Below are 22,514 nucleotides of genomic sequence, written 5' to 3'. Positions count from 1 at the left end.
CCGGCTCTCGCGTCCGGGAGGGCTCTCGCCCCCGACCGGCTCTCGCGTCCGGGAGGGCTCTCGCCCCCGACCGGCTCTCGCGTCCGGGAGGGCTCTCGCCCCCGACCGGCTCTCGCGTCCGGGAGGGCTCCCGCCCCCGACCGGCTCCCGCGTCCGGACGGCTCTCGCCCCGGACGGTTCTCGCCTCCGGGGCTGCGCCGTCTCCCGGACGGCCGGTCAGGCGGGCGGGGCTAGAAGCCGCTCCGCATACCGCCGTCCACCGGCACCATGATGCCGGTGAGGTACGACGCCGCGGGGGAGAGCAGGAACGCGGCCGTGCGGCCGAACTCCTCCGGGGTGCCGTAGCGGCGCAGCGGGATGCGGGACTCGTTGGCCGCCCGGGTGGCCTCGGGGTCGGCCGACAGGCCGTCCAGCTCGCGGACGCGGTCCGTGTCGATGCGGGACGGCAGCAGGCCGACGACGCGGATGCCGCGCGGACCCAGCTCGTCCGCGAGGGACTTGGCGAAGCCCGCGAGGCCCGGCCGCAGACCGTTCGAGATGGTCAGCCCGGGGATCGGCTCGTACACCGAGCCGGAGAGCACGAAGCCGACGACACCGCCCTCGCCGAGCTCCGCGGCGGCCGCGCGGGCCAGCCGCACCGCGCCCAGGAAGACCGACTCGAACGCCGTCGTCCACTGCTCGTCGGTGTTGTCCGCGACGAACCCGGGCGCCGGTCCGCCGACGCTGATCAGGATGCCGTCGAAGCCGCCGAAGTGGTCACGGGCGGCCGCGATCAGCCGGGCCGGGGCATCGGGGGCGGCGTTGTCGGCCGCGACCCCGACCGCGTTCCCGCCGAGCGCGGCGGCGGCGCCGGCCGCGCTCTTCTCGTCGCGTCCGGTGACGATCACCTTCGCGCCGTCGGCGACGAGTTCACGCGCGGCGGCGTTGCCCAGGCCCCGGGTGGCTCCCGTGACGACGTACACACGATCCTTCAGTCCAAGATCCATGGCCCCATCCTTCCCTATCCCGGTGGCATGCCCCCTTCCGCTTCTCCCTCCTCGTCGACGCCGAACAGGCTGATGGCGGACACCACCAGGCCGATGTGGCTGAAGGCCTGCGGGAAGTTGCCGAGCTGGCGGCCCGCGACGGGGTCGTACTCCTCGGACAGCAGCCCCACGTCGTTGGTGAGGCCGACCAGTCGTTCGAACAGCTCACGCGCCTCCCGCGTACGGCCCGTCAGGTGCAGCGCGTCCACGAGCCAGAACGAGCAGACGACGAACGTGCCCTCACCGCCCGGGAGCCCGTCGACGCCGGTCGTCGCGGCGCTGTAGCGGCGCAGCAGGAAGCCGTCGGGGGCGAGTTCCGCGCGGACCGCGTCGATCGTGCCGACCACCCGGGGGTCGTCGGGGGGCAGGAAACCGACGCGCGGGATGAGCAGCAGGGCGGCGTCCAGTTCGGGCGAACCGTAGGACTGCGTGAAGGTGTTGCGCCCGGCGTCGAAACCGCGCTCGCACACCTCCCGGTGCACCTCGTCGCGCATCGCCCGCCAGCCCTCCAGATCGCCGTCGAGCGACGGGTCGTCCTCCAGGGTGCGCACGGCGCGGTCGGCGGCCACCCAGGCCATCACCTTGGAGTACACGAAGTGCCGGCGTGGGCCGCGCACCTCCCAGATCCCCTCGTCCGGCTGCCGCCACGCGACCCGCAGGAATTCCATCATGGCGCACTGCACCCGCCACATGTGCGGCCTGGACGGCAGACCCGAACGCCGGGCGAGCGACAGCGAGTCGATGACCTCGCCGTACACGTCGAGCTGCAACTGGTCGACGGCGCTGTTGCCGACCCGGACGGGCGAGGAGCCGGCGTAGCCGGACAGCCACGGGACCTCGTACTCCGGGAGCCGGCGTTCTCCCGAGAGGCCGTACATGATCTGCAGGGCGGCCGGGTCGCCCGCGACCGCGCGCAGCAGCCAGTCGCGCCAGGCCTCGGCCTCCTCGTGGTAGCCGGCCGAGAGGAGCGCGCCGAGGGTGAGCGTGGAGTCGCGCAGCCAGCAGTAGCGGTAGTCCCAGTTGCGGACCCCGCCCACCTCCTCGGGCAGCGAGGTGGTGGGCGCGGCCACGATGCCGCCGGTCGGCGCGTAGGTGAGGGCCTTGAGGGTGATCAGGGAGCGCACGACGGCATCCCGGTGCGGACCGTCGTAACGGCAGCGCGCCGCCCATGCCTGCCAGTCCTGGACGCTGGTCTCCAGCGCCTCGAAGGGGTCGCAGAGCGGCGGCCGCGGCCGGTGCGAGGGGTGCCAGGTCAGGACGAAGGCGACCTTCTCGCCCGCCGCCACGGTGAACTCCGAGTGCGTGCGGAAGTCCTTGCCCCAGGTGTGCACGGGCGGCTCGCTGCGCAGCCACACCGAGTCCGGCCCCGCGACCGCCACCCGGTGACCGTCGGCGCGGCGCATCCACGGCACGACCGAGCCGTAGTCGAACCGCAGCCGGAGCAGACTGCGCATCCGAACCCGGCCGCTGAGACCTTCGACGACGCGTACGACGTCGGGGGCGTGCTCGCGCTGCGGCATCAGGTCGGTCACCCGGACGGACCCCTCGGGGGTGTCCCACTCGGTGTCGAGCACCAGCGTGTCCGGGCGGTAGGAGCGCCGGGTGCACGCGTCCGCCCCCTCGGGCGCGATCCGCCAGTGGCCGTTGTCCTCGTCGCCCAGCAGGGCCGCGAAACAGGCCGCCGAGTCGAAGCGGGGCAGACACAGCCAGTCGACGGAGCCGTCGCGGCCCACCAGAGCGGCGGTCTGTTCGTCCCCGATGAGCGCGTAGTCCTCGATGCGTCGGTGCACGGTGGACGGGTTCCCGACCTGGGCGTCGGCCAATCGGGCCGCCAGAGTGGCGCGAGCGGCGACGGAACCGATGCTCCGTGCCCGCGGGGCCCGTTCCCCGGGGTCAGACCCCCGCGGGTTCCGCCTCCGGCACGGTCTGCGCGGCCGCGGCCTCCGCCCGGTCACGGCGCTCGCGGCGGACCAGGATCACCCAGCCGACGGGGATGCCCGCGGAGAACAGCCACCACTGGATCGCGTAGGCCATGTGGGGGCCGATGTCGCCGTGCTCGGGGTCGGGGATCAGTTCGGGGGAGCCGCCCGCGGACTCCGGCGCGGTCTGCTCGATGTAGCCGCCGAGGACCTGCTTGCCCAGCCGCCGCGCCTGCTGCTCGCTGCTGATCAGCATGACCTGACGGTCGGGCAGGCCCTGGACGTTCTTGATGCCGCTGTCGGCGGTCGTCTGGTCGGCCATCAGCCGGCCGGTGACGGTGATCTCGCCCCGGGCGGGGGCCGGGATCTTCGGGAAGGCGGTCTGCGCGCCGTCCGCCGGCACCCAGCCCCGGTTGACCATGAGCACGCGGCCGTCGGTCAGGACGAACGGGGTCAGGACGTGGTAGCCGACCTCGCCGTCGGAGTTGGTGCGGCGGCGGACGACCTCTTCGTGCGCGGTGTCGAAGTGCCCCTTCGCGGTCACCCGGCGGTACAGGTCGTCGTGCCGGATCCGCTGTCCCGGCGCGGTGAGCGTCTCCGCGGGCACCGGCTCCGCGCCGAGCGAGTCGGAGATCACCTTGTTCAGGGCGACCTTGTGCTCATGCCGGTGCAGTTGCCAGAAGCCCAGCTCGATCATCGTCGGGATGAGCGCGAGGGCCACCAGGGTGAGGATCACCCACTGCCGGGACAAGAGGAAGCGGTACACCCCATTGACGTTACTCGGCACGGTTCGGTCCTCGACGGGAGGGTCCCGCCGAGGACCGGATCGATGCCCTGTCCCGGGCCCGGCCGGGTCAGACCTTGTCGATGATCCCCGCCTTCCCCTCCGCGCGGGCGCAGTGCGCGCCGCAGTACCAGTGGCCCTCGACCTCGACGCCCTGGCCGATGACCTGCACCCGACAGTGCTCGCAGATCGGGGCCATCCGGTGGATCGCGCAGGAGAAGCAGTCGAAGACGTGCACCGCGCCCTGCGCGTGCACCTCGAAGGTCATTCCGTAGTTATTGCCGCATACTTCGCATCTCGCCATGCGCCACAGGGTGGGGTGCCGGGGCGGTGCGGGCGAGCGGATGACGGGCGAGTCGCCCGTCAATCACCCGTACGTCGGTCACCCCTCCGACGCGGGTTCGACGTCCCGCAGCAGTTGTCCGAACGCCGCTTCGTCGATCACCGGTGTCCCGAACTGCTTGGCCTTGACCACTTTCGACGTGCTGGAGTCCGGGTCGTTCGTCACCAGGAGGCTGGTGAGCCGGGACACGCTCGTCGCGACGTGCAGCCCGGCCTCGATGGCCCGGTCCTCCAGCAGTTCGCGATCGACGGAGGTGTCCCCGGAGAACGCGACCCGCATGCCCTGCTTGAGCGGTTTGTCCGCGTCGTACCGCCCTGGGTTGGGGTGGGGGCAGGCGGGGCGTTTGCGGGAGGGGCGCCAACTCCCCGACGGGTAACCGCCGGACGCGTAGCTTCCGGAGGACTGCCGTCCGATCCGAGGCGCCGCGGCGCTGTCGGACCACTCCTTGAGCGGCCGGCACTCGAGGAGCGGCAGGCGCACCCCGTCGCGCGCGGCGGCCCGCAGGCTCGGCCGGAACGCCTCGGCCAGCACGCGTGCGTCGTCCAGCGCGTGGTGCGCCCGCTGCTGCACGACACCGAAGTGCGCGGCCAGCGACTCCAGCTTGTGGTTGGGCAGCGGCAGGCCCAGCTCCTTGGAGAGCGCGATCGTGCACAGGCGCTGGCGTACCGGCGCCTCGCGCTCCGCGCGCGCGTACTCCCGCGCGATCATCGACCAGTCGAAGACCGCGTTGTGCGCGACCAGCACGCGGCCGTCGAGCCGCGCGGCGAATTCCTCGGCGACGTCCTGGAAGAGCGGTGCCCCTTCGAGCATGTCGCTCGTCAGTCCGTGGATCCACACCGGTCCCGGGTCCCGCTCGGGATTGACCATCGTGTACCAGTGGTCCTCGACCTCGCCGCGCGCGTCCAGCCGGTAGACGGCGGCGGAGATTATCCGGTCGTCGCGGGCCAGTCCTGTGGTCTCCACGTCAACGACCGCGTATCCCTGCGGATACGCGGCCGGCCAGGAGGCTGGGGACGCTGCGGTCGTGAGGTCTTCGAGCATGGTCAATGAGGATACGGGCCACGACTGACACTCCCGCTGCCGCCTTCCCGGTTCGAGGAGCCGGCCGGCGCCGCCACCGGGGCACGCGCGCGTGGACTGCCCAACCGCTCCGCCGGTGGTCGAGTTGACGCCGGGGGCGCGCGGACACCGGCCTCCGCTCCCCGTTCCGCCGGTGCGCCTCCTTCCGCCCGCGTGGCCGCTGGTGCCCCGAGGGCCGGTGCCCCGAGGGCCGGCGGCCACGGTCAGCGTGCGAGCAGGGCGTCCACCAAGGCCCGCACCGAGGTCGTGAACAGCCTCTCCGGGTCGACCGGCCGGGCCAGCGCCCGCGCGAGGCCCGGATCGTCCTCCGCGGTCCGCGCGTCCCACAGGTCCTCCTCGGCGGGCCGCTGCAGGGGCGCGCGCTCCCGGTTGCGTTCGACGAGAACGAAGCCGACGACCTGGAACTGCACCGCGCGGACGACCTCGGCGGCCCGCGCACCGCGCAGTCCCGCCGCGTGCACCTCGCGCACCAGCGCCTGCCGCGCGGGCAGGAACATGCGCTCGGTCAGACCGCGTTCGTGGACCATCGCGACGAGATGCGGGTGGTCGAGCAGCTGCCGGCGCAGGGCGCGGGCGACCGAGACGACGCGCAGGGCGGGTGTGCGCCCGGTGGGGCGGATCTCGCCGAGGTCGGCGACCGTGCGCTCGACGAGGGCGTCGAGCAGCGACTCCCGATTGCCGACATGCCAGTAGATCGAGGTGACAGCGGTGCCCAGCTGGGCGGCGAGCGCGCGCATCGTCAGGGCGTCCGGGCCGTGCCGCTTCACCAGTCCGGCGGCGGTCTCCAGGACTTCGTCGCGCGTGAGTGCCGGTCTCCCCATGGTGCTCCCAAGTCCGTGTCCGCACGCGTATTTACCCTTCGCCGACTGTGCTGTAACTCTGTTACAGGCGCCAGTGACGGACCATCAGAAACCTGTTGTGTCTCCGGTGAAGGGCGGTACGGCATGGCACGAGTGAGGTACGGCGCGCGGACCGAGGCGGAGATCGCCACCGCGCGTACCGCGAGCTCCAAGCTCCCCGACATCTGGTCCACCGGTGTGGTGGCCGTCTGGGAGAGCGACCCGGACGCGGTCGCGGCGGTCCTGCCGCCCCCGCTGAAACCCACCGCCCGGCCCCTGGTGCGGGTCAACATCAGCAAGGTCGATCTGCCCGGATACCCGCTGGGGGCCGGCTCGTTCGCCGTCGCCGCCGCGCACGACGACGTCGAGGGCTGGTATCCGCTGGTCATGCCGATGACCCACGAGCGCGCCCTGATCGGCGGCCGCGAGGTCTTCGGGGAGCCCAAGAAGCTCGGCGAGGTGACGGTCGAGCGCGACGGTCTCGTGGTGCGCGCCGCGCTCGCCCGGCACGGTATCGCCTTCGTCGAGGTGCGCGGCGCGGTGAGCGGGGCCCTGCCGCTGCCCGAACCCGCGCGGAAGACCGACTTCTACTTCAAGTTCCTTCCCGCGGTGGACGGTTCGGGCTTCGACGCTGACCCGGTCCTCGTGCACTGCGTGCGCAACGAGAAGGTCCGCAAACTGGAGCGCGTCACCGGGGACGTCGTCCTGCGCGAGTCGATGTACGACCCGGTCGCCGATCTGCCCGTACTCCGGCTGCTGGAGATCACCCTCGGTGAGAAGACCACCGACCAGAAGGGCAGGGTCGCCGAACGCGTCAGCGGCCGGGCCCTGCTGCCGTACATCCACCAGCGCTACGACGATCCGCGGCAGATCCTGGACGGGCCGCCGGAGGGGAGCGTCTGATGGAGCTCCGCGCAGGGCAGGTCGCCGTCGTCACCGGCGCGGCGAGCGGCATCGGGCTCGCGATGGCCCGGCGGTTCGCGGCGGACGGCCTGAAGGTGGTCCTCGCCGACGTTGAAGAGGGCGCCCTGGAGAAGGCAGCCGGGGAACTGCGCGAGGACGGCGCCGACGTCCACGCCCGCGTGGTGGACGTCGGCGAGCGCTCCGAGGTCGTGGCGCTCGCCGAGGACGTGTACGGCACGTACGGCGCGGTGCACGTCCTGTGCAACAACGCCGGTGTCGGCTCCGGAGCCGAGGGCCGTATGTGGGAGCACGACCCGAACGACTGGAAATGGGCCTTCGCCGTCAATGTGTGGGGCGTCTTCCACGGCATCCAGGCGTTCGTGCCCCGGATGATCGCCGGGGGCGAGCCGGGCCACGTCGTCAACACCTCGTCCGGCGACGGCGGGATCGCCCCGCTGCCCACCGCCTCCGTGTACGCCGTCACCAAGGCGGCCGTGGTGACGATGACCGAGTCGCTGTACGCGCATCTGAAGGCGGAGCACGCGTGCCTGGGCGCCTCCGTGCTGTTCCCCGGACCCCACATGCTCCGCACGGGTCTGTGGGAGTCGCACCGCAACCGGCCCTCGCGGTACGCGAAGGCGCGGCCCCGGAAGACCCCGTACCGCAGCCTCGCCCAGTGGGAGGCCGCGATGGAGCGGGCGGGCCACGACGTGCGGTTCACCCCCGTCGAACAGGTCGCCGACCTCGTCGCCGAGGGGATCCGCGAGGACCGCTTCTGGCTGCTGCCCGAGAGCGAGCACAGCGACCGGCAGATCCGGGCGCGGTCGCAGTCGATGCTCGACCGGGCGAATCCGTCGTACCTGGAAAGTTTCATCCTCGACTGAGGGGGCGCGGTGACCGAACAGGACCCGTATCTGATCATCTCCTCCGACTGCCACGCCGGACTCCCCACCGAGGAGTACCGGCCCTATCTGGACCCCCGGTTCCACCGGGACTTCGACGAGTTCCTCGCGGGCCGTGAGCGGCGCCGCGAGGAGATGACCCGCCTCGGCATCCGCAACGAGGCGTTCGCGGACAAGTGGTTCCACGACAACGAGGAGGGCCTGCGCGGCGGTTGGGACACCGCCCAGCGTCTCAAGGAGCTGGACGGCGACGGTGTGGCCGGCGAGGTCGTCTTCCCCGACGCGGACGCCGTGGACAGCCGGACCGCCGCGCCGTTCGGCGTGGGCCTCGGCCTCTCCGGCGACCAGGACCCGGAACTCGGCATGGCGGGCGCCCGGGCCCACAACCGCTGGCTCGCCGACTTCGTCTCCGAGAACCCCGAACGGCACTGCGGAGTGGCGCTGTTGCCGGTGACCGGCGAGACCGGGCGCGTCGTCGCCGAGGTGTACCGTGCGAAGGAGTCGGGCCTCGGCGCACTGATGATCCCCTCCATGTGGGTCGACAAGGAGCCCTACCACGACCGCCGTTACGACCCCGTGTGGGCGGCGGCGGCCGAGTGCGGGATGCCCGTCGTCACGCACTCCGGCGCGGCACCGCGGCACGAGTACGGCGACCACCTGGGGATCTACGTCTCCGAAGTCACCTGGTGGCCCGCGCGCCCCCTCTGGTTCCTGCTCTGGTCGGGGGTCTTCGAGCGCCACCCCGGACTCCGGTTCGGCGTGGCGGAGTCCGGCTGCTGGTGGCTGCCCAACCTGCTGTGGTTCATGGACCGGCTCTACCTCGGCGCGCACGGCGGCAAGAAGCTGTCACCCTTCGCGGAGCTGAAACGGCCCCCGCACGAGTACCTCGACCGGCAGGTCTTCATCTGCGCGACCAACACCAAGCGTCGCGAACTCGCCCAGCGCTACGAGATCGGCGTCGACAACATCCTCTGGGGCAGCGACTTCCCGCACCCCGAGGGCACCTGGCCCGACACCCGCGCCTGGCTGGCGAGGACCTTCCACGACATCCCGGTGGCGGAGACGCGCCGCATGCTGGGCCTCGCGGCGGCCGAGGTCTTCGGCTTCGACCTCGGCAAACTGGCCCCGCTCGCCCGGCGGATCGGCCCCACACCGGCCGAACTGGGCCAGCAGCGGGACCAGTCGGCGGTCGAGGCGTCCTGGGCGCGCTCGCGCGAGGTGGGCCGCCACTGGCTGACGGACCACGACTTCCCCGTGCTGGGGGTGAACCCATGACCGCCGAGGACCGCTACACCGTCATCTCCGCCGACTGCCATGCGGGCGCCGATCTCCTCGACTACAAGCCGTACTTGGAGCGCCGGTACCACGAGGACTTCGACGCCTGGGCGGCCGGCTACGTCAACCCGTACGCGGACCTGCTCGCCGACACCGCCGACCGGAACTGGAACTCCGGGCGGCGCGTCGCGGAGCTGGAGGAGGACGGCATCGTCGCCGAGGTGGTCTTCCCGAACACCATCCCGCCGTTCTTCCCGTCGGCCTCCCTGATGGCGCCGGCCCCGACGGCGCAGGAGTTCGAGCGGCGCTGGGCGGGTCTGCGGGCCCACAACCGCTGGCTGGCGGACTTCTGCGCGGCGGCGCCCGGCCGACGCGCGGGCGTCTTCCAGATCCTCCTGAACGACGTCGACGAAGCGGTCGAGGAGATCCGCCGGTCGGCGGACGCCGGCCTCAGAGGCGGTCTGCTGCTGCCCGGCACACCCCCCGGATCGGGCCTGCCCGAGCTGTACTCGTCGGCGTACGACCCGATCTGGGCGGTCTGCGCCGAGCTGGGCGTCCCGGTGAACCACCACGCGGGCTCGGCCTCGCCGCCGCTCGGGGACGAACCGGCGGCCCGCGCGGTCTTCATGGTGGAGACGACCTGGTTCTCGCACCGGGCACTGTGGCACCTGGTGTTCGGCGGCGCGTTCCGCCGGCATCCCGGTCTGCGGCTGGTGCTGACCGAGCAGGGGTCGGGCTGGATCCCCGGCGTGCTCGACATGCTGGACTACTACCACGGGCGGCTGGTCGCGGCGGCCGGCAAGGCGTCCACGGCCGAGTCGAAGTTCGGCGCGGGGCTGGCCGCGGCGATGGGTGAGAGGCCCTCGCGGGTCTGGCGCGACAACTGCTTCGTCGGCGCCAGCTTCATGCGCCCCCACGAGGTACCGCTGCGCGACCGCATCGGCCTCGACAAGATCATGTGGGGCAGCGACTACCCGCACGACGAAGGCACCCACCCCTACACCCGCGAGGGCCTGCGCATCTCCTACGCGGGACTGCCCCGCGCGGAGATCGCGGACATGGTCGGCGGCAACGCGGCCCGCGTCTACGGTTTCGACCTGGCGTACCTCGACGAGATCGCCGCGAAGGTCGGCCCCACGGTGGCCGAGATCGACGAACCGCTGGGCACCCCGCCCGCCGACGCGACGAGCCCGGTGTTCGCGAGAGGAGGCTCGGTGCGCGTGTGGTGAGCGCCGGGTCGGTGCGGCGTCGGCCGTGCCCCGGGTGCGATCCTCCCCGTGTGACGGAACCGACGCACGACGAGGCCCACGGCGGCACGCTCGGCTCGCGGCTGAACTGGCTGCGGGCCGCCGTCCTGGGCGCCAACGACGGCATCGTCTCCACCGCGGGGCTCGTCGTCGGGGTGGCCGGGGCCACGAGCGACCGTGCGGCGCTGTTCACCGCGGGCCTCGCGGGACTGCTCGCGGGGTCGATGTCCATGGCGGCGGGCGAGTACGTGTCCGTCTCCACCCAGCGGGACTCCGAGCTGGCGGCCCTGGCCACGGAGCGGCGGGAGCTCAAGGAGCAGCCGGAGGCCGAACTGGAGGAGCTGACCGAGCTCCTTGAGCAGCGCGGCCTGTCCCGGGAGGTCGCCCGCGAGGCGGCCGGACAGCTCACCGAACGGGACGCTCTGAAGGCCCACGCGTCCGTGGAACTGGGCATCAACCCCGACGACCTGACCAATCCGTGGCACGCGGCCTGGGCGAGCTTCCTCGCGTTCACCGCCGGAGCGCTGCTGCCGCTGCTGGCGATCGTGCTGCCGCCGGCGGCATGGCGCCTCGGTGTCACCGTGGTGTCGGTGCTGGCCACGCTCGCCCTCACCGGCTGGAGCAGCGCACGGCTGGGCTCGGCGGACCCGCGGCGCGCGGTGCTGCGGAACATGGCCGGGGGAGCGCTTGCCATGGCGGTGACGTACGCGGCCGGAGCCCTGCTCGGAGCGGCGGGGGTGTGAGGGCGGGGCCGGCCGCCGGACGCCTCTTGGCGGAGATCACCAAGAAGCAAGCGCGTACCGGCGGTAATACTTGTCGGTAACAGCCCCTGGTCGCAGCCGACCAGCGCATCTACGGTTCACCCATGCCGAACCTGCCCGATGTCGTGCTGTGGTCGATACCCGCCTTCATACTGCTCGCCGTGATCGAGATGGTGAGCGTCCGGATCCATCCGGACGACGATGCCGCGGGATACGAGACGAAGGACGCCGCGACGAGCGTCGGCATGGGACTCGGCAGCCTCGTCTTCGACCTCCTGTGGAGGATCCCGATCCTCGCGGTCTACACGGCGGTCTACGAACTGACGCCCCTGCGGGTCCCCGTCCTGTGGTGGACGATCCCGCTGATGCTGCTCGCGCAGGACTTCTTCTACTACTGGTCGCACCGCGGCCACCACGTGATCCGCGTCCTGTGGGCCTGCCACGTCGTCCACCACTCCAGCAGGAAGTTCAACCTCACCACCGCGCTGCGCCAGCCCTGGACGGGCTGGACGTCCTGGCCCTTCTACGTCCCGATGGTCGCCCTCGGCGTCCACCCGGCCGCCCTCGCGTTCTGCTCGTCGGTGAACCTCGTCTACCAGTTCTGGATCCACACCGAGCGCATCGACAGGATGCCGCGCTGGTTCGAGTTCGTCCTCAACACCCCGTCGCACCACCGCGTCCACCACGCCTCCCAGGGCGGCTACCTCGACCGCAACTTCGGCGGCATCCTCATCCTCTGGGACCGGCTCTTCGGATCGTGGGTCGCCGAGACCGAGCGGCCCGTGTACGGGCTCACCAAGAACATCACCACGTACAACCCCCTGCGCGTGGCCACCCACGAGTACACCGCCATCGCCCGGGACGTGCGGGCGGCGGCGAGCTGGCGCGAGCGCGCCGGGCGGGTCCTCGGCGGGCCCGGCTGGCAGCCCGCGCCGCCCGCCGGGGCGCAGGCCCCGGTCACGGAGCCCGCCCCGCCGGCCGTCACACGGGCCCCGGCCACGGAGTCCGTCGCGTGACCCCACGCCTCGCGCGCGTCCTTCTCGTCGCCTTCGCGCTCACCACAGCGGTGGACGTCCTCTCCCTGGCCGCCGGGTACGACGCCGGGCACCGGATCGCCAAGCCGCTCCTGATGCCGCTGCTCGCCGCCCACACAGGGGTACGCGGCGGACCCCGGCTGCTCGTCGCGGCCCTGCTCCTCGGCTGGGGCGGCGACCTGGCGCTCCTCTCCGACGCCGACCCCGCCTTCCTCGCCGGGATGGCCTCCTTCGCGGCGGGTCACGTCTGCTACCTCGTGCTCTTCCGGAGAACGGCGCGCGTGCGGAGCACCTGGCTCCTCGGCGCGTACGCCACCGCCCTCGTCGCCCTGGTCGTGCTCCTGTGGCCCGGTCTGCCGGCCGGCCTCCGCGGTCCCGTCGCGGGCTACAGCCTGCTGCTGACGGCGATGGCGTACGCGGCCACGCGGCTCGGTCCCGTCGCGGGACTCGGCGGCGCCCTCTTCATGCTCTCGGACACGCTCATCGCCACCGGAGTCGCCGACTGGCCGCAACTGCCGAAGGCGGACTTCTGGATCATGCTCACGTACGCCGCGGCCCAGTTCCTGCTGGTCCGGGGCGTGCTCGGACCCCTCGGCGCGCGACACGCGCCCGTGGCGGCGTACGGTGAGATGCGCTCAACCACCCCCTGAGCGCATCTCATCCACGCCCCGCACGAGAAGGATCCTCGCCATGCGCGCCACCACCATCCACGCCCCGTACGACATGCGCGTGGAGGACGTCCCCGAGCCCATGGTGCAGCGGCCCACCGACGCGATCGTGCGGGTGCTGCGCTCCTGCATCTGCGGCAGCGACCTGTGGGCGTACCGCGGCGAGGCGGCCCGGCAGCCGGGGCAGCGGATCGGGCACGAGTTCCTCGGCATCGTCGAGGAGACCGGCTCCGCGGTGAGCGGCGTCCGGCGCGGCGACCTGGTGGTCGCGCCCTTCATGTGGTCCGACGGTGTGTGCGAGTACTGCCGCGACGGACTCACCACGTCGTGCCGGCACGGCGGCTTCTGGGGCTCCGTCGGCTACGACGGCGGCCAGGGCGAGGCCGTGCGCGTTCCCTTCGCCGACGGCACCCTCGTACAGCTGCCCAAGGAGGCGGCCTCCGACGACCACCTGCTGTCCGCGCTGCTGACGCTCTCCGACGTCCTCGGCACCGGCCACCACGCGGCCCTCGGTGCCGGCGTCCGCAAGGGCTCGACCGTCGCCGTCGTGGGCGACGGGGCCGTCGGACTGTGCGCCGTCCTCGCCGCCAAGCGGCTCGGCGCGGAGCGGATCATCGCGCTCGGCCGCCACCAGGTGCGCACCGACATCGCGCGCCGCTTCGGCGCCACGGACGTCGTCGCCGAGCGCGGCGAGGCCGCCGTCGAGGCCGTCCGCGAGCTGACCGGGGGCCAGGGCGCGCACTGCGTCGTCGAGGCGGTCGGCACGGAGCAGTCCATGAGTACGGCCGTGAACATCACCCGCGACGGCGGCGCCGTCGGCTTCGTCGGAGTGCCCCACGGCAGCGGTACGGGCCTCGACCTGGGCGTCATGTTCGACCGGAACATCGCCCTGCGCGGCGGAGTCGCCCCCGTGCGCGCGTACATCCCCGAGCTGCTGCCCGACGTCCTGGACGGGACCATCGACCCTTCGCCGGTCTTCGACATGACCATCGGCCTGGAGAGCGTGCCCGAGGGCTACAAGGCGATGGACGAGCGGACCGCGCTGAAGGTCCTCGTCGCCCACTGACGCCGGGGGCCGGACCCCGCAGGCTCGCCGTCCGTGGTGGGACGCCGTCGGCGGCCCACCACGGACGGGCGGCGCACGTGCCACCGGAGGTACGGCGGACGCACCACCGGACGGCTGGCGGACGTGCCACCGGGCGTGCGGTGGCCTCACCACCGGATGGGCAGCGGCAGCGCCGTCAGCAGGCCCGACACCGCGACGACCACGCCCAGCGCCACGACCTCCGCGCGCGCGGGGGAGCAGGCGCTGAGCGGGTCCCTCGCGCGGCGCAGCCGCAGCCGCGCCCAGAGGGCCAGGACGGCGACGGCGGCCACGAGGAGGACCTTCGCGAGCAGGGCGCGCCCGTACGCCGTCGACGTCAGCTGGTCCACGAGCGTGCCGGGCGGCATCCGGCGCAGCGCGCTCCAGACGCCCGTGACCGTGATCGCCGCCAACAGAATGGCCGCCACGCGCGCGTAGAGGCCGAGCAGCGCGGGACCGGCCGGTGAACTCCCGTCCGCGTCCGGTCCGTTGGCCCCGCCCGGTGCGGCCCGCCATCGGCGCAGCAGCCGCAGGACGTGCAGCAGACCGCCCGCCCACAGCGCGGCGCACGTCACATGAACGAGCGTCAGGGCCGAGCCGACCGGCGCACCGTGCTCCGTCGCAGGATGCGCGCGCAGCGCCTCCGCCAGCACCACCGCGGCCAACGGCCACACCTGGGCGGCCGGCCGTCGTGAGCGGGCGCAGAGCCAGGCCACCGCGAACGCGTTGACCTCCAGGAGCGCCAGTCTGCCGTCCCGCGTCTGGTAGAGGCCGCCCACGTCCATGTCGGAGAGATGACGCGGCAGCAGATTGCCCGTCGCCACGACCGAGGCCAGCCCCAGTGCGACGACGAACCCGGCGGCTGACGCGTACGCCGCCCAGCTGCGCGGCGCCTCCACCCGCGGTGCTCCGGGCACCCGGCGTGCCAGCCGGGCCGCGAACAGTTCCCCCGCGGGGACGCAGAGCGCCGCGAACAGCACCGTCCGCAGCAGGGCGATGCCACCGGTGGCGGGCGCCGCGGCCTCTCCGGTGTCCGTGAGCGCGGCGCTCGGGCCGAGCAGCGGGATCAGGGCCGCGACGGCCACCAGGGCGAGCACGGCGACGGCCCGGCGGGTGGCGTGCCGTCGCGCCGCCCCGCTCGCGTCCGCCGCCTCGGCCGTCGGTCGTATCAACGTCACCCCACGATCCTCGCCAGCCGTCACGGATCCGGGCAAGTCACCGTAGCCCGTCGGGCGTTCGAGGACGAGTGGGCGAGGAAACGGGGTCTTGGCGCGGCCCGACGCGGCCCGACGCGGCCCGACGCGGTGCGCGGGAGCGGTGCCGTGGCTCCCGCACTCCCCGCACCGCCCCACACCGTCCGGCCCGGCGTCCGGTCCGGCGTCCGGTCCGCCCGGTTCGGCCCGGCAACGTCGGCCGGCGCCGGGATGCCCGGTCCGGCGTCGTGGTGTGCGGCTCGGCGCCAGGGCGGGTGGCCCTGTGCCAGGGCGTGCGGCTCGGGCAACGCCCCGGCTCACCACCAGCGGGCCGCGTCCGTCCCCCAAGGTCCCGGTGGGCGCGACCAGTCGGCGGGGCCGCCCGCGAAGGAGACCGGGGGCAGGGCGTGGCCGAGGTGGCCGATGCGGCTGTCCCGCTCGGACAGCCAGGCGTCCGGGCGGTCGTACGGCGCCCATGCCGCGGGGTCCGTCGCCGCGCCGGGCGCAGCCCCCCGCTCGATCCCGTCCGTCAGCCACGCCGCCGTCCGCGTCAGCGCCAGCCGTACGAGGCTCCCGCGGCCGTCCTCCGCCCGCTCGGTCAGCGCGCGCAGGACGGCCGCCGCCAGCAGATACCCGGTGCCGTGGTCGAGGGCCTGCGCGGGCAGCGCACCGGGGCGTTCCGGCGATCCCTCCGTCACGGCGATCCCGGTGGCCACCTGCACCAGACTGTCGAAGCCCCGCCGCTCGCCCCAGGGCCCGTACGTCCCCCACGCCGACAACTGCGCCACGATCAGTCCGGGGCTGCGCTCGGCCAGCGCCTCGGGGGAGAGCCCGAAGCGGTCCAGGGCGCCGGGCCGGTACCCGGTGACGACGACGTCCGCCGCCGCCAGCAGTCCGTCGAAGGTGGGCCGGTCGGCCGCCAGGTCCAGCACCGTCGAGCGCTTTCCGAAGCCCGTGTCCGCGTGCGCGTCCGGGTCCTCCGGCAGCCCCGGCGTGTCCACGCGCAGTACGTCGGCGCCCAGCAGGGCGAGCGTGCGGGTGGCGACCGGGCCCGCGATGACCCGGGTCAGGTCCAGGACGCGAACCCCGGCGGCGGGCAGCGGCGCGCCTCCGTCGAGCGGGGCGAGGGCACGCGCGCCCGCGGTGCCCGACCGGCCGCGCTCGATCAACGGCCGCCGCGCCACGGCGAGGCCCTGTTCGTGCGCGGCCCACTCCTTCGCCGTGCGCAGCGCGACGGCGAGTCCACCCGCGGCGTACACCGTCTCCTCGACCTCCCGCGCGGACCGCCCGGCGAGCGCACCGGCCACGTCCTCCACGGTCGCGTCCTGCGCCGCGCCCAACGCGTCCAGCAGCCGCGCCCGGTGATGCGGATAGTTGGCGTGCGTCCGCACCCAGCCGTCCGCGGTCGGCCAGAACCGGGACAGCGGTGCGAAGGAGACAGGTGTGCGCCCGTCGATCGTCAGATGCCGTTCGCTGACGAACGCCGTGGCGACGGCGCCGTCGTCCACGCCGACCCGCGGCACCTGTGCGAGCCCGGCCCGGCGGGCCCCCAACTCGGCGGCGGCCAGCGCGCACACGCCCACGCAGGCGCGCGCCAACTCACGTACGGGCAGCCGGGCTTCCAGCCCACCCGCACGCACCACGGTCGAAACCCCGGGGAGCAGCGCGGGGTCCCCGCCCAGCTCCTCCCATGCGGCGGCCATCGGTGAATGCGTCATACCGGCACTATGCAGCGTGGACTCGATCAACAGGGGAGGTGCCCTGGGACGACACGGCCCCGGCCGCCGCGGGGGCGGGCCGGGGCCATGGGACATCGGCAGGTGTTACTTGACCGCCCGCAGGGCGTTGACGATGCCGAATCCGTAGAAACCGTTCACGCGCTTGCCGCCCACGCAGGTCGCGTCGACGACGCCGTCGCCGTTCCCGTCGTACGGGGCCGTCGGGCAACCCGGGTTGTCCGCCTGGGCCTTGAGGAGGACCTGGAGCTGAGCGGGCGTCGCCCAGGGGTACTTGGACTTCAGCAGCGCGGCCACACCGGCCACGTGCGGCGTCGCCATCGAGGTGCCCTGGAGGTAGGCGTACTGGTTGTTCGGCATCGTGGACAGGATGCGGCCGTTCTTCGACGGCGTGTCCGGGATCTGGTAGCGGTCGCCGCCGGGCGCCGCGACGTCGATGACGCCGTCGCCGTAGCTGGAGAAGTACGACTTGGCTCCCTTGACGCCGGTCGAGGAGACCGTGACGACACCGGGCAACTGGGTCGGAATGTCGAAGCACTTGTGCGGGTCGACGGTCCGCGTGGTCGGGGTCGAGTCATCGGGGCTCGAGGCGTCGGTCAGCGCGTCCGCGTCGAGGTCGTCGTTGGAGTTGCCCGCCGCGGCGACGTTCAGGGTGCCCTTCTTCTGGGCGTACAGCTGGGCGCGGTTGACGGCGTCGACGATGGCCTTCTGATCGGGATCGTCGAGGCAGTTGTAGAGCCACGGGTCCACGTAGTAGCTGTTGTTGGTGATCTCGACGCCGTGGTCGGCGGCGAACACGAAGGCGCACACGACGCTCTCCGGGAAGAACAGCTGGGTGGAGTCGGGCTCGGCCACGGTGATGCCGGATACCTTCACGCCGGGCGCGACACCCGCGACGCCGATGCCGTTGCGGGCCGCCGCGATCTCTCCCGCGACATGCGTGCCGTGGTAGTGGTCGGCGTCCACCGGGCGCCAGGCACCGTAGGAGGTGTCCGGCTTGCCGCCCACACAGTTCGCGGACTGCGAGGGGGAGAAGTTCGGTGCGATGTCCGGGTGCGTGTCGTCGACGCCGACGTCGATCACGGCGACGGTCACCTTCTTGCTGCCCGGGTTGATCGCGGCCGCCTTGTCGGCGCCTATCGCGCGCAGATCCCACTGGTCGGCCTCGAGGGGCTCCTCGCCGACACCGGCGGTCTTCGCGACCCTGGCGGCCTCGGCGGCCGACAGCACTTGCGCCGCGCCCTCGTCCGTCGTCGCCGCGGGGGCCAGCGGCGAGGTGCGGGTGGCGCCGGCCGACTGCACCCCGCGCGCCGCCCGGATCTGCCGGCCGAAGTCCGGGTTCGCCGAGTGGACGACGATCACGCCGATCTGCTCGTAGGCGATGACGACACTGCCGCCGGCCGCGCCGATCGCCTTCTTCACCGACTCGATCGTGCGGTGGTCCGTCTTCGTGTTGACCACGTACGAGAGGTTCGGCCCGTCCGCGGTCGTCGCGGCGGGCGCGGTGAGAGGGGCGGCCGACGCGACACCCGGCAGGAAACCGAGTGAGGCGGTGAGCGACAGAACGACCGGCACGGCGAGGGCGAGACGGCGTCTGGAACGCAGATGAGCCATGGGATCTCCACATCATCCGGAAAACCGAGCTGCCCGAACACGGATGGTGCTCGGGCAGGTACATGACGGAATGTGCAGGCCGAAGCTATCCTCCAGCCGCCCGGGCCAGCAATGACTTGCGGCGACGACTTCCGAAAGAAGTCGGGGGAGTTGAACCGGTCCACGCGTGGCGCCGTGACCTTGAGCAGGGAGCCCGTGGACGATCGAGCCCCCTGTTCGGATCACGCAACGGATGCGCGTCGTCGCACCCCGTGACGTGACCCACGCCACTGTGAGGTCGAAGCCGCATGTCCGTACCCGAACCGCCCCCGTCCCCGTCGGCGAGCCCCGACTCGCCCCCGTCCACCGTCGTATCCGCACCCGCAACGCGAGGAGACACCGTGGCCACCGACGCACCGCCACCCTCGAAAACCGGAACCCCTCTTCCTTCCACCGAGGCGTTCATCGAGATGCAGGAAAGTGCCGAGTTCGGTGAACTCCGCAGCTCCCACCGCTCCTTCGCCTTTCCGCTGACCGTCGGATTCATCCTCTGGTACCTGCTGTACGTGCTGCTCTCGAACTACGCGGGCGACTTCATGGGCACCAAGCTGTTCGGCAACGTCAACGTCGCCCTGGTGCTCGGCCTCGCCCAGTTCCTCACCACGTTCCTCATCGCCTTCTGGTACTCGCGGCACGCCGCCAGTCAGCTCGACCCCAAGGCCGAGGCCATCAAGTCCCGGATGGAGGGCGGCGCATGAGCTCCGTACAGACCACCGCGCACACGACCCTGCTGGCCGCGGGCGAGGCGAGCGAGCACCGCCCGCTGATCATCACCCTGTTCGCGGTGTTCGTCGCCGCGACCCTCGTCATCACCGTCTGGGCGGGCCGCCAGACCAAGGACGCCGCCGACTTCTACGCGGGCGGACGCCAGTTCACCGGCTTCCAGAACGGACTCGCCGTCTCCGGCGACTACATGTCCGCCGCGTCCTTCCTCGGCATCGCCGGCGCGATCGCCCTCTTCGGCTACGACGGCTTCCTCTACTCGATCGGCTTCCTGGTCGCCTGGCTGGTGGCCCTGCTCCTGGTCGCCGAACCGCTGCGCAACTCCGGCCGCTACACGATGGGCGACGTCCTCGCCTACCGCATGCGCCAGCGCCCGGTCCGTACGGCCGCGGGCACCTCCACCATCGTCGTGTCGATCTTCTACCTGCTGGCCCAGATGGCGGGCGCGGGCGTCCTCGTCTCGCTGCTCCTCGGCATCACCAGCGACGCCGGAAAGGTCGGCATCGTCGCGCTCGTCGGCGTCCTGATGATCGTGTACGTCACCATCGGCGGCATGAAGGGCACCACCTGGGTGCAGATGGTCAAGGCGGTCCTGCTGATCGCCGGCGCCCTGCTGCTCACCTTCCTGGTGCTGCTGAAGTTCAACTTCAACATCTCCGACCTGCTCGGCAAGGCGGCCGAGAACAGCGGCAAGGGCTCCCCCTTCCTGGAACCCGGCCTCAAGTACGGCGCCACCTCCACCACCAAGCTGGACTTCATCTCCCTCGGCATGGCGCTGGTCCTCGGCACCGCGGGCCTGCCGCACATCCTGATCCGCTTCTACACCGTGCCCACGGCCAAGACCGCGCGGAAGTCGGTCAACTGGGCGATCGGCCTCATCGGCGCCTTCTACCTGATGACCCTCGCCCTCGGCTTCGGCGCCGCCGCGCTGATCAAGCCGGACGAGATCATCGCCTCCAACAAGGCGGGCAACACGGCCGCACCCCTGCTCGCCCTGCACCTCGGCGGCGTCGACTCCAGCTGGGGCGCGATCCTGCTCGCCACCATCTCGGCCGTCGCCTTCGCCACCATCCTCGCGGTCGTCGCGGGACTGACGCTGGCCTCGTCCTCGTCGTTCGCGCACGACATCTACGCGAACGTCATCAAGAGGGGACAGGCCTCGGAGAAGCAGGAGATGCGGGCCGCCCGGTACGCGACGGTCGGCATCGGTGCCGTGTCGATCCTGCTCGGCGCCCTCGCCCGCGACCTCAACGTCGCCGGTCTCGTCGCGCTCGCCTTCGCGGTCGCCGCCTCCGCCAACCTGCCGACGATCCTCTACAGCCTGTTCTGGAAGAAGTTCACCACCCAGGGCGCGCTCTGGTCGATCTACGGCGGTCTGGTCACGGCGGTCGGCCTGGTGCTGTTCTCGCCGGTGGTCTCCGGCAAGCCCACCTCGATGTTCCCGGACGTCGACTTCCACTGGTTCCCGCTGGAGAACCCGGGCCTCATCTCCATCCCGGTCGGCTTCCTGCTGGGCTGGCTGGGCACCTTCCTGTCCAAGGAGGAGCCGGACGCCGGGAAGTACGCCGAGCTGGAGGTCCGCTCCCTGACGGGCACCGGAGCGCACTGAGGCACCGGCATCGCGCGGGCTCGTCGTGGGCCACTGGTGGATCACCACTAGGAGGTCCCTACGACGGGCCCGCGCCGCGTCTCGTGGAATCGGGCCACTGTCGTCGTCAGTCCCGTCACGTAGGCTCACAGGTGTCCGGGAAATGTGATCGGCAACGAGGGAGGGGGCCTACGTGCTCATCGACACCTACGGCCGAGTGGCCACCGACCTGCGCGTCTCACTGACGGACCGGTGCAACCTCCGCTGTACGTACTGCATGCCCGAAGAGGGCCTGCAGTGGCTGGCCAAGCCCGATCTGCTCACGGACGACGAGATCGTCCGCCTGATAGAGATAGCGGTCACCGGCCTCGGCATCGAAGAGGTCCGTTTCACCGGAGGCGAGCCCCTGCTGCGCCCCGGCCTCGTCGGCATCGTCGAGCGGGTCGCGGCTCTCGCTCCCCGCCCCCAGATGTCCCTCACGACCAACGGCATCGGCCTCAAGCGCACCGCGGCCGCCCTGAAGGCCGCGGGCCTGGACCGGGTGAACGTCTCGCTGGACACCCTGCGCCCCGACGTCTTCAAGACCCTCACCCGCCGTGACCGCCACAAGGACGTCATCGAGGGGCTCGAAGCCGCCCGCGACGTCGGCCTGACCCCTGTCAAGGTCAACTCGGTCCTGATGCCGGGCCTGAACGCCGACGAAGCCCCGGACCTGCTGGCCTGGGCCGTGCGGCACGACTACGAACTCCGCTTCATCGAGCAGATGCCCCTGGACGCCCAGCACGGCTGGAAGCGCGACGGCATGGTCACCGCCGGAGACATCCTGACCTCGCTGCGCACCCGCTTCGAGCTCACCGAGGAAGGCGCCGACGAGCGGGGTTCCGCACCCGCCGAGCGCTGGATCGTCGACGGCGGCCCGCAGCGCGTCGGCGTGATCGCCTCGGTCACCCGTCCGTTCTGCTCGGCCTGCGACCGCACCCGCCTCACCGCCGACGGCCAGGTGCGCACCTGTCTGTTCGCGACCGAGGAGACCGATCTGCGCGCCGCGCTGCGCTCGGGCGCGCCCGACGAGGAGATCGCCCGCATCTGGCGCGTCGCGATGTGGGGCAAGAAGGCGGGAGCGGGCCTGGACGACCCGTCGTTCGTCCAGCCCGACCGCCCGATGTCGGCGATCGGCGGCTGACAGCCCGTCGCCCAGGACCTGTCCGGTCGATCACGGCGGAGACGCGCAGGTCCTAGTCCTCGCCGCGCTCCACCGGCCGGGAAGTCTCCCACTCGTCCAGCTTCACGACGTCCTTCAGGAACCCGCGCACACCGAGGAACTGCGACAGGTGCTCGCGATGCTCCTCGCACGCGAGCCAGGTCTTCCTGCGCTCGGGCGTGTGCAGCTTCGGGTTGTTCCAGGCGAGCACCCACACGGCGTCCGCACGGCAGGCCTTGGCCGAGCAGACGGGGGAGACGGGATCGGAGCCGGGGGCGTTCAGGTTCACCCTGCCGACCCTAGCCGAGGCTTCACATCACGCGTTCCGCACGGTCGGCCGACTGTCCGCGGAAGCGACCCCTGTCGCACATAAAGGCGACGCCGAGCAGCCACGGGGGGAGCTGCCCGGCGTCGGTCTGTCGCTCCGACGGGGGATGCGGAGCGCGTACGAAGTATGTCACGGGTGACCCGCCGCCCGGCACTGGAACAACATGATTGATCTGAGCTTTTCTTGAGCTTGTCGGGCCGCGATATTCCGTTTTCGGAGGATCATCCG

21 protein-coding genes are annotated in these 22,514 nt (G+C 72.3%); 11 read left to right on the top strand and 10 right to left on the bottom strand.

Annotated features, from left to right (window positions below; genetic code table 11):
• Positions 1 to 230 precede the first annotated feature (230 nt).
• From ACWD68_RS29995 to ACWD68_RS29970, 6 genes are all read right to left on the bottom strand, one after another.
• A complete protein-coding gene (locus tag ACWD68_RS29995; protein WP_451809590.1) occupies positions 231 to 986 on the bottom strand; it encodes an SDR family oxidoreductase in 756 nt (251 codons plus the stop codon).
• A gap of 14 nt (positions 987 to 1,000) precedes the next feature.
• Complete coding sequence (locus ACWD68_RS29990) at positions 1,001 to 2,815, bottom strand: glycoside hydrolase family 15 protein (protein WP_451809589.1); 1,815 nt, start codon at positions 2,813 to 2,815, stop codon at positions 1,001 to 1,003.
• A 103-nt stretch (positions 2,816 to 2,918) separates the two neighbouring features.
• A complete protein-coding gene (locus ACWD68_RS29985; RefSeq protein ID WP_451809588.1) occupies positions 2,919 to 3,710 on the bottom strand; it encodes an SURF1 family cytochrome oxidase biogenesis protein in 792 nt (263 codons plus the stop codon).
• Between the two features lie 88 nt (positions 3,711 to 3,798).
• Positions 3,799 to 4,032, bottom strand: coding sequence for a hypothetical protein (locus ACWD68_RS29980; protein WP_451809587.1), 234 nt, complete (start codon positions 4,030 to 4,032; stop codon positions 3,799 to 3,801).
• Positions 4,033 to 4,110: 78 nt separating this feature from the next.
• The gene (locus ACWD68_RS29975; RefSeq protein ID WP_451809586.1) at positions 4,111 to 5,112 is read right to left on the bottom strand and encodes a DEDDh family exonuclease; all 1,002 of its coding nucleotides are present in this window, start codon (positions 5,110 to 5,112) and stop codon (positions 4,111 to 4,113) included.
• Between the two features lie 242 nt (positions 5,113 to 5,354).
• Positions 5,355 to 5,972: a TetR/AcrR family transcriptional regulator gene (locus tag ACWD68_RS29970; protein ID WP_451809585.1), complete on the bottom strand. Its 618-nt coding sequence runs from the start codon at positions 5,970 to 5,972 to the stop codon at positions 5,355 to 5,357.
• A gap of 123 nt (positions 5,973 to 6,095) precedes the next feature.
• Here ACWD68_RS29970 and ACWD68_RS29965 point away from each other — a divergent pair, with 123 nt between their 5' ends.
• The 8 genes from ACWD68_RS29965 to ACWD68_RS29930 all read left to right on the top strand — a co-directional run bounded on the left by ACWD68_RS29965 (position 6,096) and on the right by ACWD68_RS29930 (position 13,846).
• A complete protein-coding gene (locus ACWD68_RS29965; protein WP_451809584.1) occupies positions 6,096 to 6,893 on the top strand; it encodes an acetoacetate decarboxylase family protein in 798 nt (265 codons plus the stop codon).
• The gene (locus tag ACWD68_RS29960) at positions 6,893 to 7,777 is read left to right on the top strand and encodes an SDR family NAD(P)-dependent oxidoreductase (RefSeq protein ID WP_451809583.1); all 885 of its coding nucleotides are present in this window, start codon (positions 6,893 to 6,895) and stop codon (positions 7,775 to 7,777) included. Before ACWD68_RS29965 ends, ACWD68_RS29960 begins: the two co-directional genes overlap by 1 nt.
• Before the next feature lie 9 nt (positions 7,778 to 7,786).
• A complete protein-coding gene (locus tag ACWD68_RS29955; protein WP_451809582.1) occupies positions 7,787 to 9,070 on the top strand; it encodes an amidohydrolase family protein in 1,284 nt (427 codons plus the stop codon).
• Positions 9,067 to 10,299, top strand: a complete 1,233-nt coding sequence (locus ACWD68_RS29950; RefSeq protein WP_451809581.1) for an amidohydrolase family protein — start codon at positions 9,067 to 9,069, stop codon at positions 10,297 to 10,299. Before ACWD68_RS29955 ends, ACWD68_RS29950 begins: the two co-directional genes overlap by 4 nt.
• 50 nt (positions 10,300 to 10,349) lie before the next feature.
• Entirely contained in the window at positions 10,350 to 11,060 is a 711-nt protein-coding gene (locus tag ACWD68_RS29945) for a VIT1/CCC1 transporter family protein (protein ID WP_451809580.1), read from the top strand.
• A gap of 122 nt (positions 11,061 to 11,182) precedes the next feature.
• Positions 11,183 to 12,094 (top strand): sterol desaturase family protein, encoded by a 912-nt coding sequence (locus tag ACWD68_RS29940; RefSeq protein WP_451809579.1) that lies wholly within the window; start codon positions 11,183 to 11,185, stop codon positions 12,092 to 12,094.
• Positions 12,091 to 12,762 carry a lysoplasmalogenase gene (locus tag ACWD68_RS29935; protein ID WP_451809578.1) on the top strand — a complete coding sequence of 224 codons (672 nt, stop codon included), beginning with the start codon at positions 12,091 to 12,093 and terminating at the stop codon, positions 12,760 to 12,762. Before ACWD68_RS29940 ends, ACWD68_RS29935 begins: the two co-directional genes overlap by 4 nt.
• A 40-nt stretch (positions 12,763 to 12,802) precedes the next feature.
• Positions 12,803 to 13,846 (top strand): zinc-dependent alcohol dehydrogenase family protein, encoded by a 1,044-nt coding sequence (locus tag ACWD68_RS29930; RefSeq protein ID WP_451809577.1) that lies wholly within the window; start codon positions 12,803 to 12,805, stop codon positions 13,844 to 13,846.
• Positions 13,847 to 13,992: 146 nt separating this feature from the next.
• Here the strand turns inward: ACWD68_RS29930 and ACWD68_RS29925 are convergent, their stop codons facing one another.
• The 3 genes from ACWD68_RS29925 to ACWD68_RS29915 form a co-directional block, all read right to left on the bottom strand.
• The gene (locus ACWD68_RS29925) at positions 13,993 to 15,042 is read right to left on the bottom strand and encodes a CopD family protein (protein WP_451809576.1); all 1,050 of its coding nucleotides are present in this window, start codon (positions 15,040 to 15,042) and stop codon (positions 13,993 to 13,995) included.
• Positions 15,043 to 15,374: 332 nt separating this feature from the next.
• Positions 15,375 to 16,775: a CoA transferase gene (locus ACWD68_RS29920; RefSeq protein ID WP_451809575.1), complete on the bottom strand. Its 1,401-nt coding sequence runs from the start codon at positions 16,773 to 16,775 to the stop codon at positions 15,375 to 15,377.
• A gap of 105 nt (positions 16,776 to 16,880) precedes the next feature.
• The gene (locus ACWD68_RS29915) at positions 16,881 to 18,407 is read right to left on the bottom strand and encodes a S8 family peptidase (RefSeq protein ID WP_451809574.1); all 1,527 of its coding nucleotides are present in this window, start codon (positions 18,405 to 18,407) and stop codon (positions 16,881 to 16,883) included.
• A 380-nt stretch (positions 18,408 to 18,787) separates the two neighbouring features.
• Here ACWD68_RS29915 and ACWD68_RS29910 point away from each other — a divergent pair, with 380 nt between their 5' ends.
• The 3 genes from ACWD68_RS29910 to moaA all read left to right on the top strand — a co-directional run bounded on the left by ACWD68_RS29910 (position 18,788) and on the right by moaA (position 21,940).
• A complete protein-coding gene (locus ACWD68_RS29910; protein ID WP_451809573.1) occupies positions 18,788 to 19,144 on the top strand; it encodes a DUF485 domain-containing protein in 357 nt (118 codons plus the stop codon).
• Positions 19,141 to 20,778, top strand: coding sequence for a solute symporter family protein (locus ACWD68_RS29905; RefSeq protein ID WP_385697388.1), 1,638 nt, complete (start codon positions 19,141 to 19,143; stop codon positions 20,776 to 20,778). Before ACWD68_RS29910 ends, ACWD68_RS29905 begins: the two co-directional genes overlap by 4 nt.
• A 172-nt stretch (positions 20,779 to 20,950) precedes the next feature.
• Positions 20,951 to 21,940, top strand: coding sequence for a GTP 3',8-cyclase MoaA (gene moaA, locus ACWD68_RS29900; protein ID WP_451809572.1), 990 nt, complete (start codon positions 20,951 to 20,953; stop codon positions 21,938 to 21,940).
• Positions 21,941 to 21,992: 52 nt separating this feature from the next.
• On the opposite strand, the gene ACWD68_RS29895 is transcribed toward moaA, so the two are convergent.
• Positions 21,993 to 22,247 (bottom strand): hypothetical protein, encoded by a 255-nt coding sequence (locus ACWD68_RS29895; protein ID WP_451809571.1) that lies wholly within the window; start codon positions 22,245 to 22,247, stop codon positions 21,993 to 21,995.
• Between the last annotated feature and the right edge of the window lie 267 nt (positions 22,248 to 22,514).

The organism is Streptomyces sp. NPDC005141 (assembly GCF_053599975.1).
Note: the sequence above shows the minus strand (reverse complement) of the source record. Positions and strands in the feature narration are given on the sequence as shown.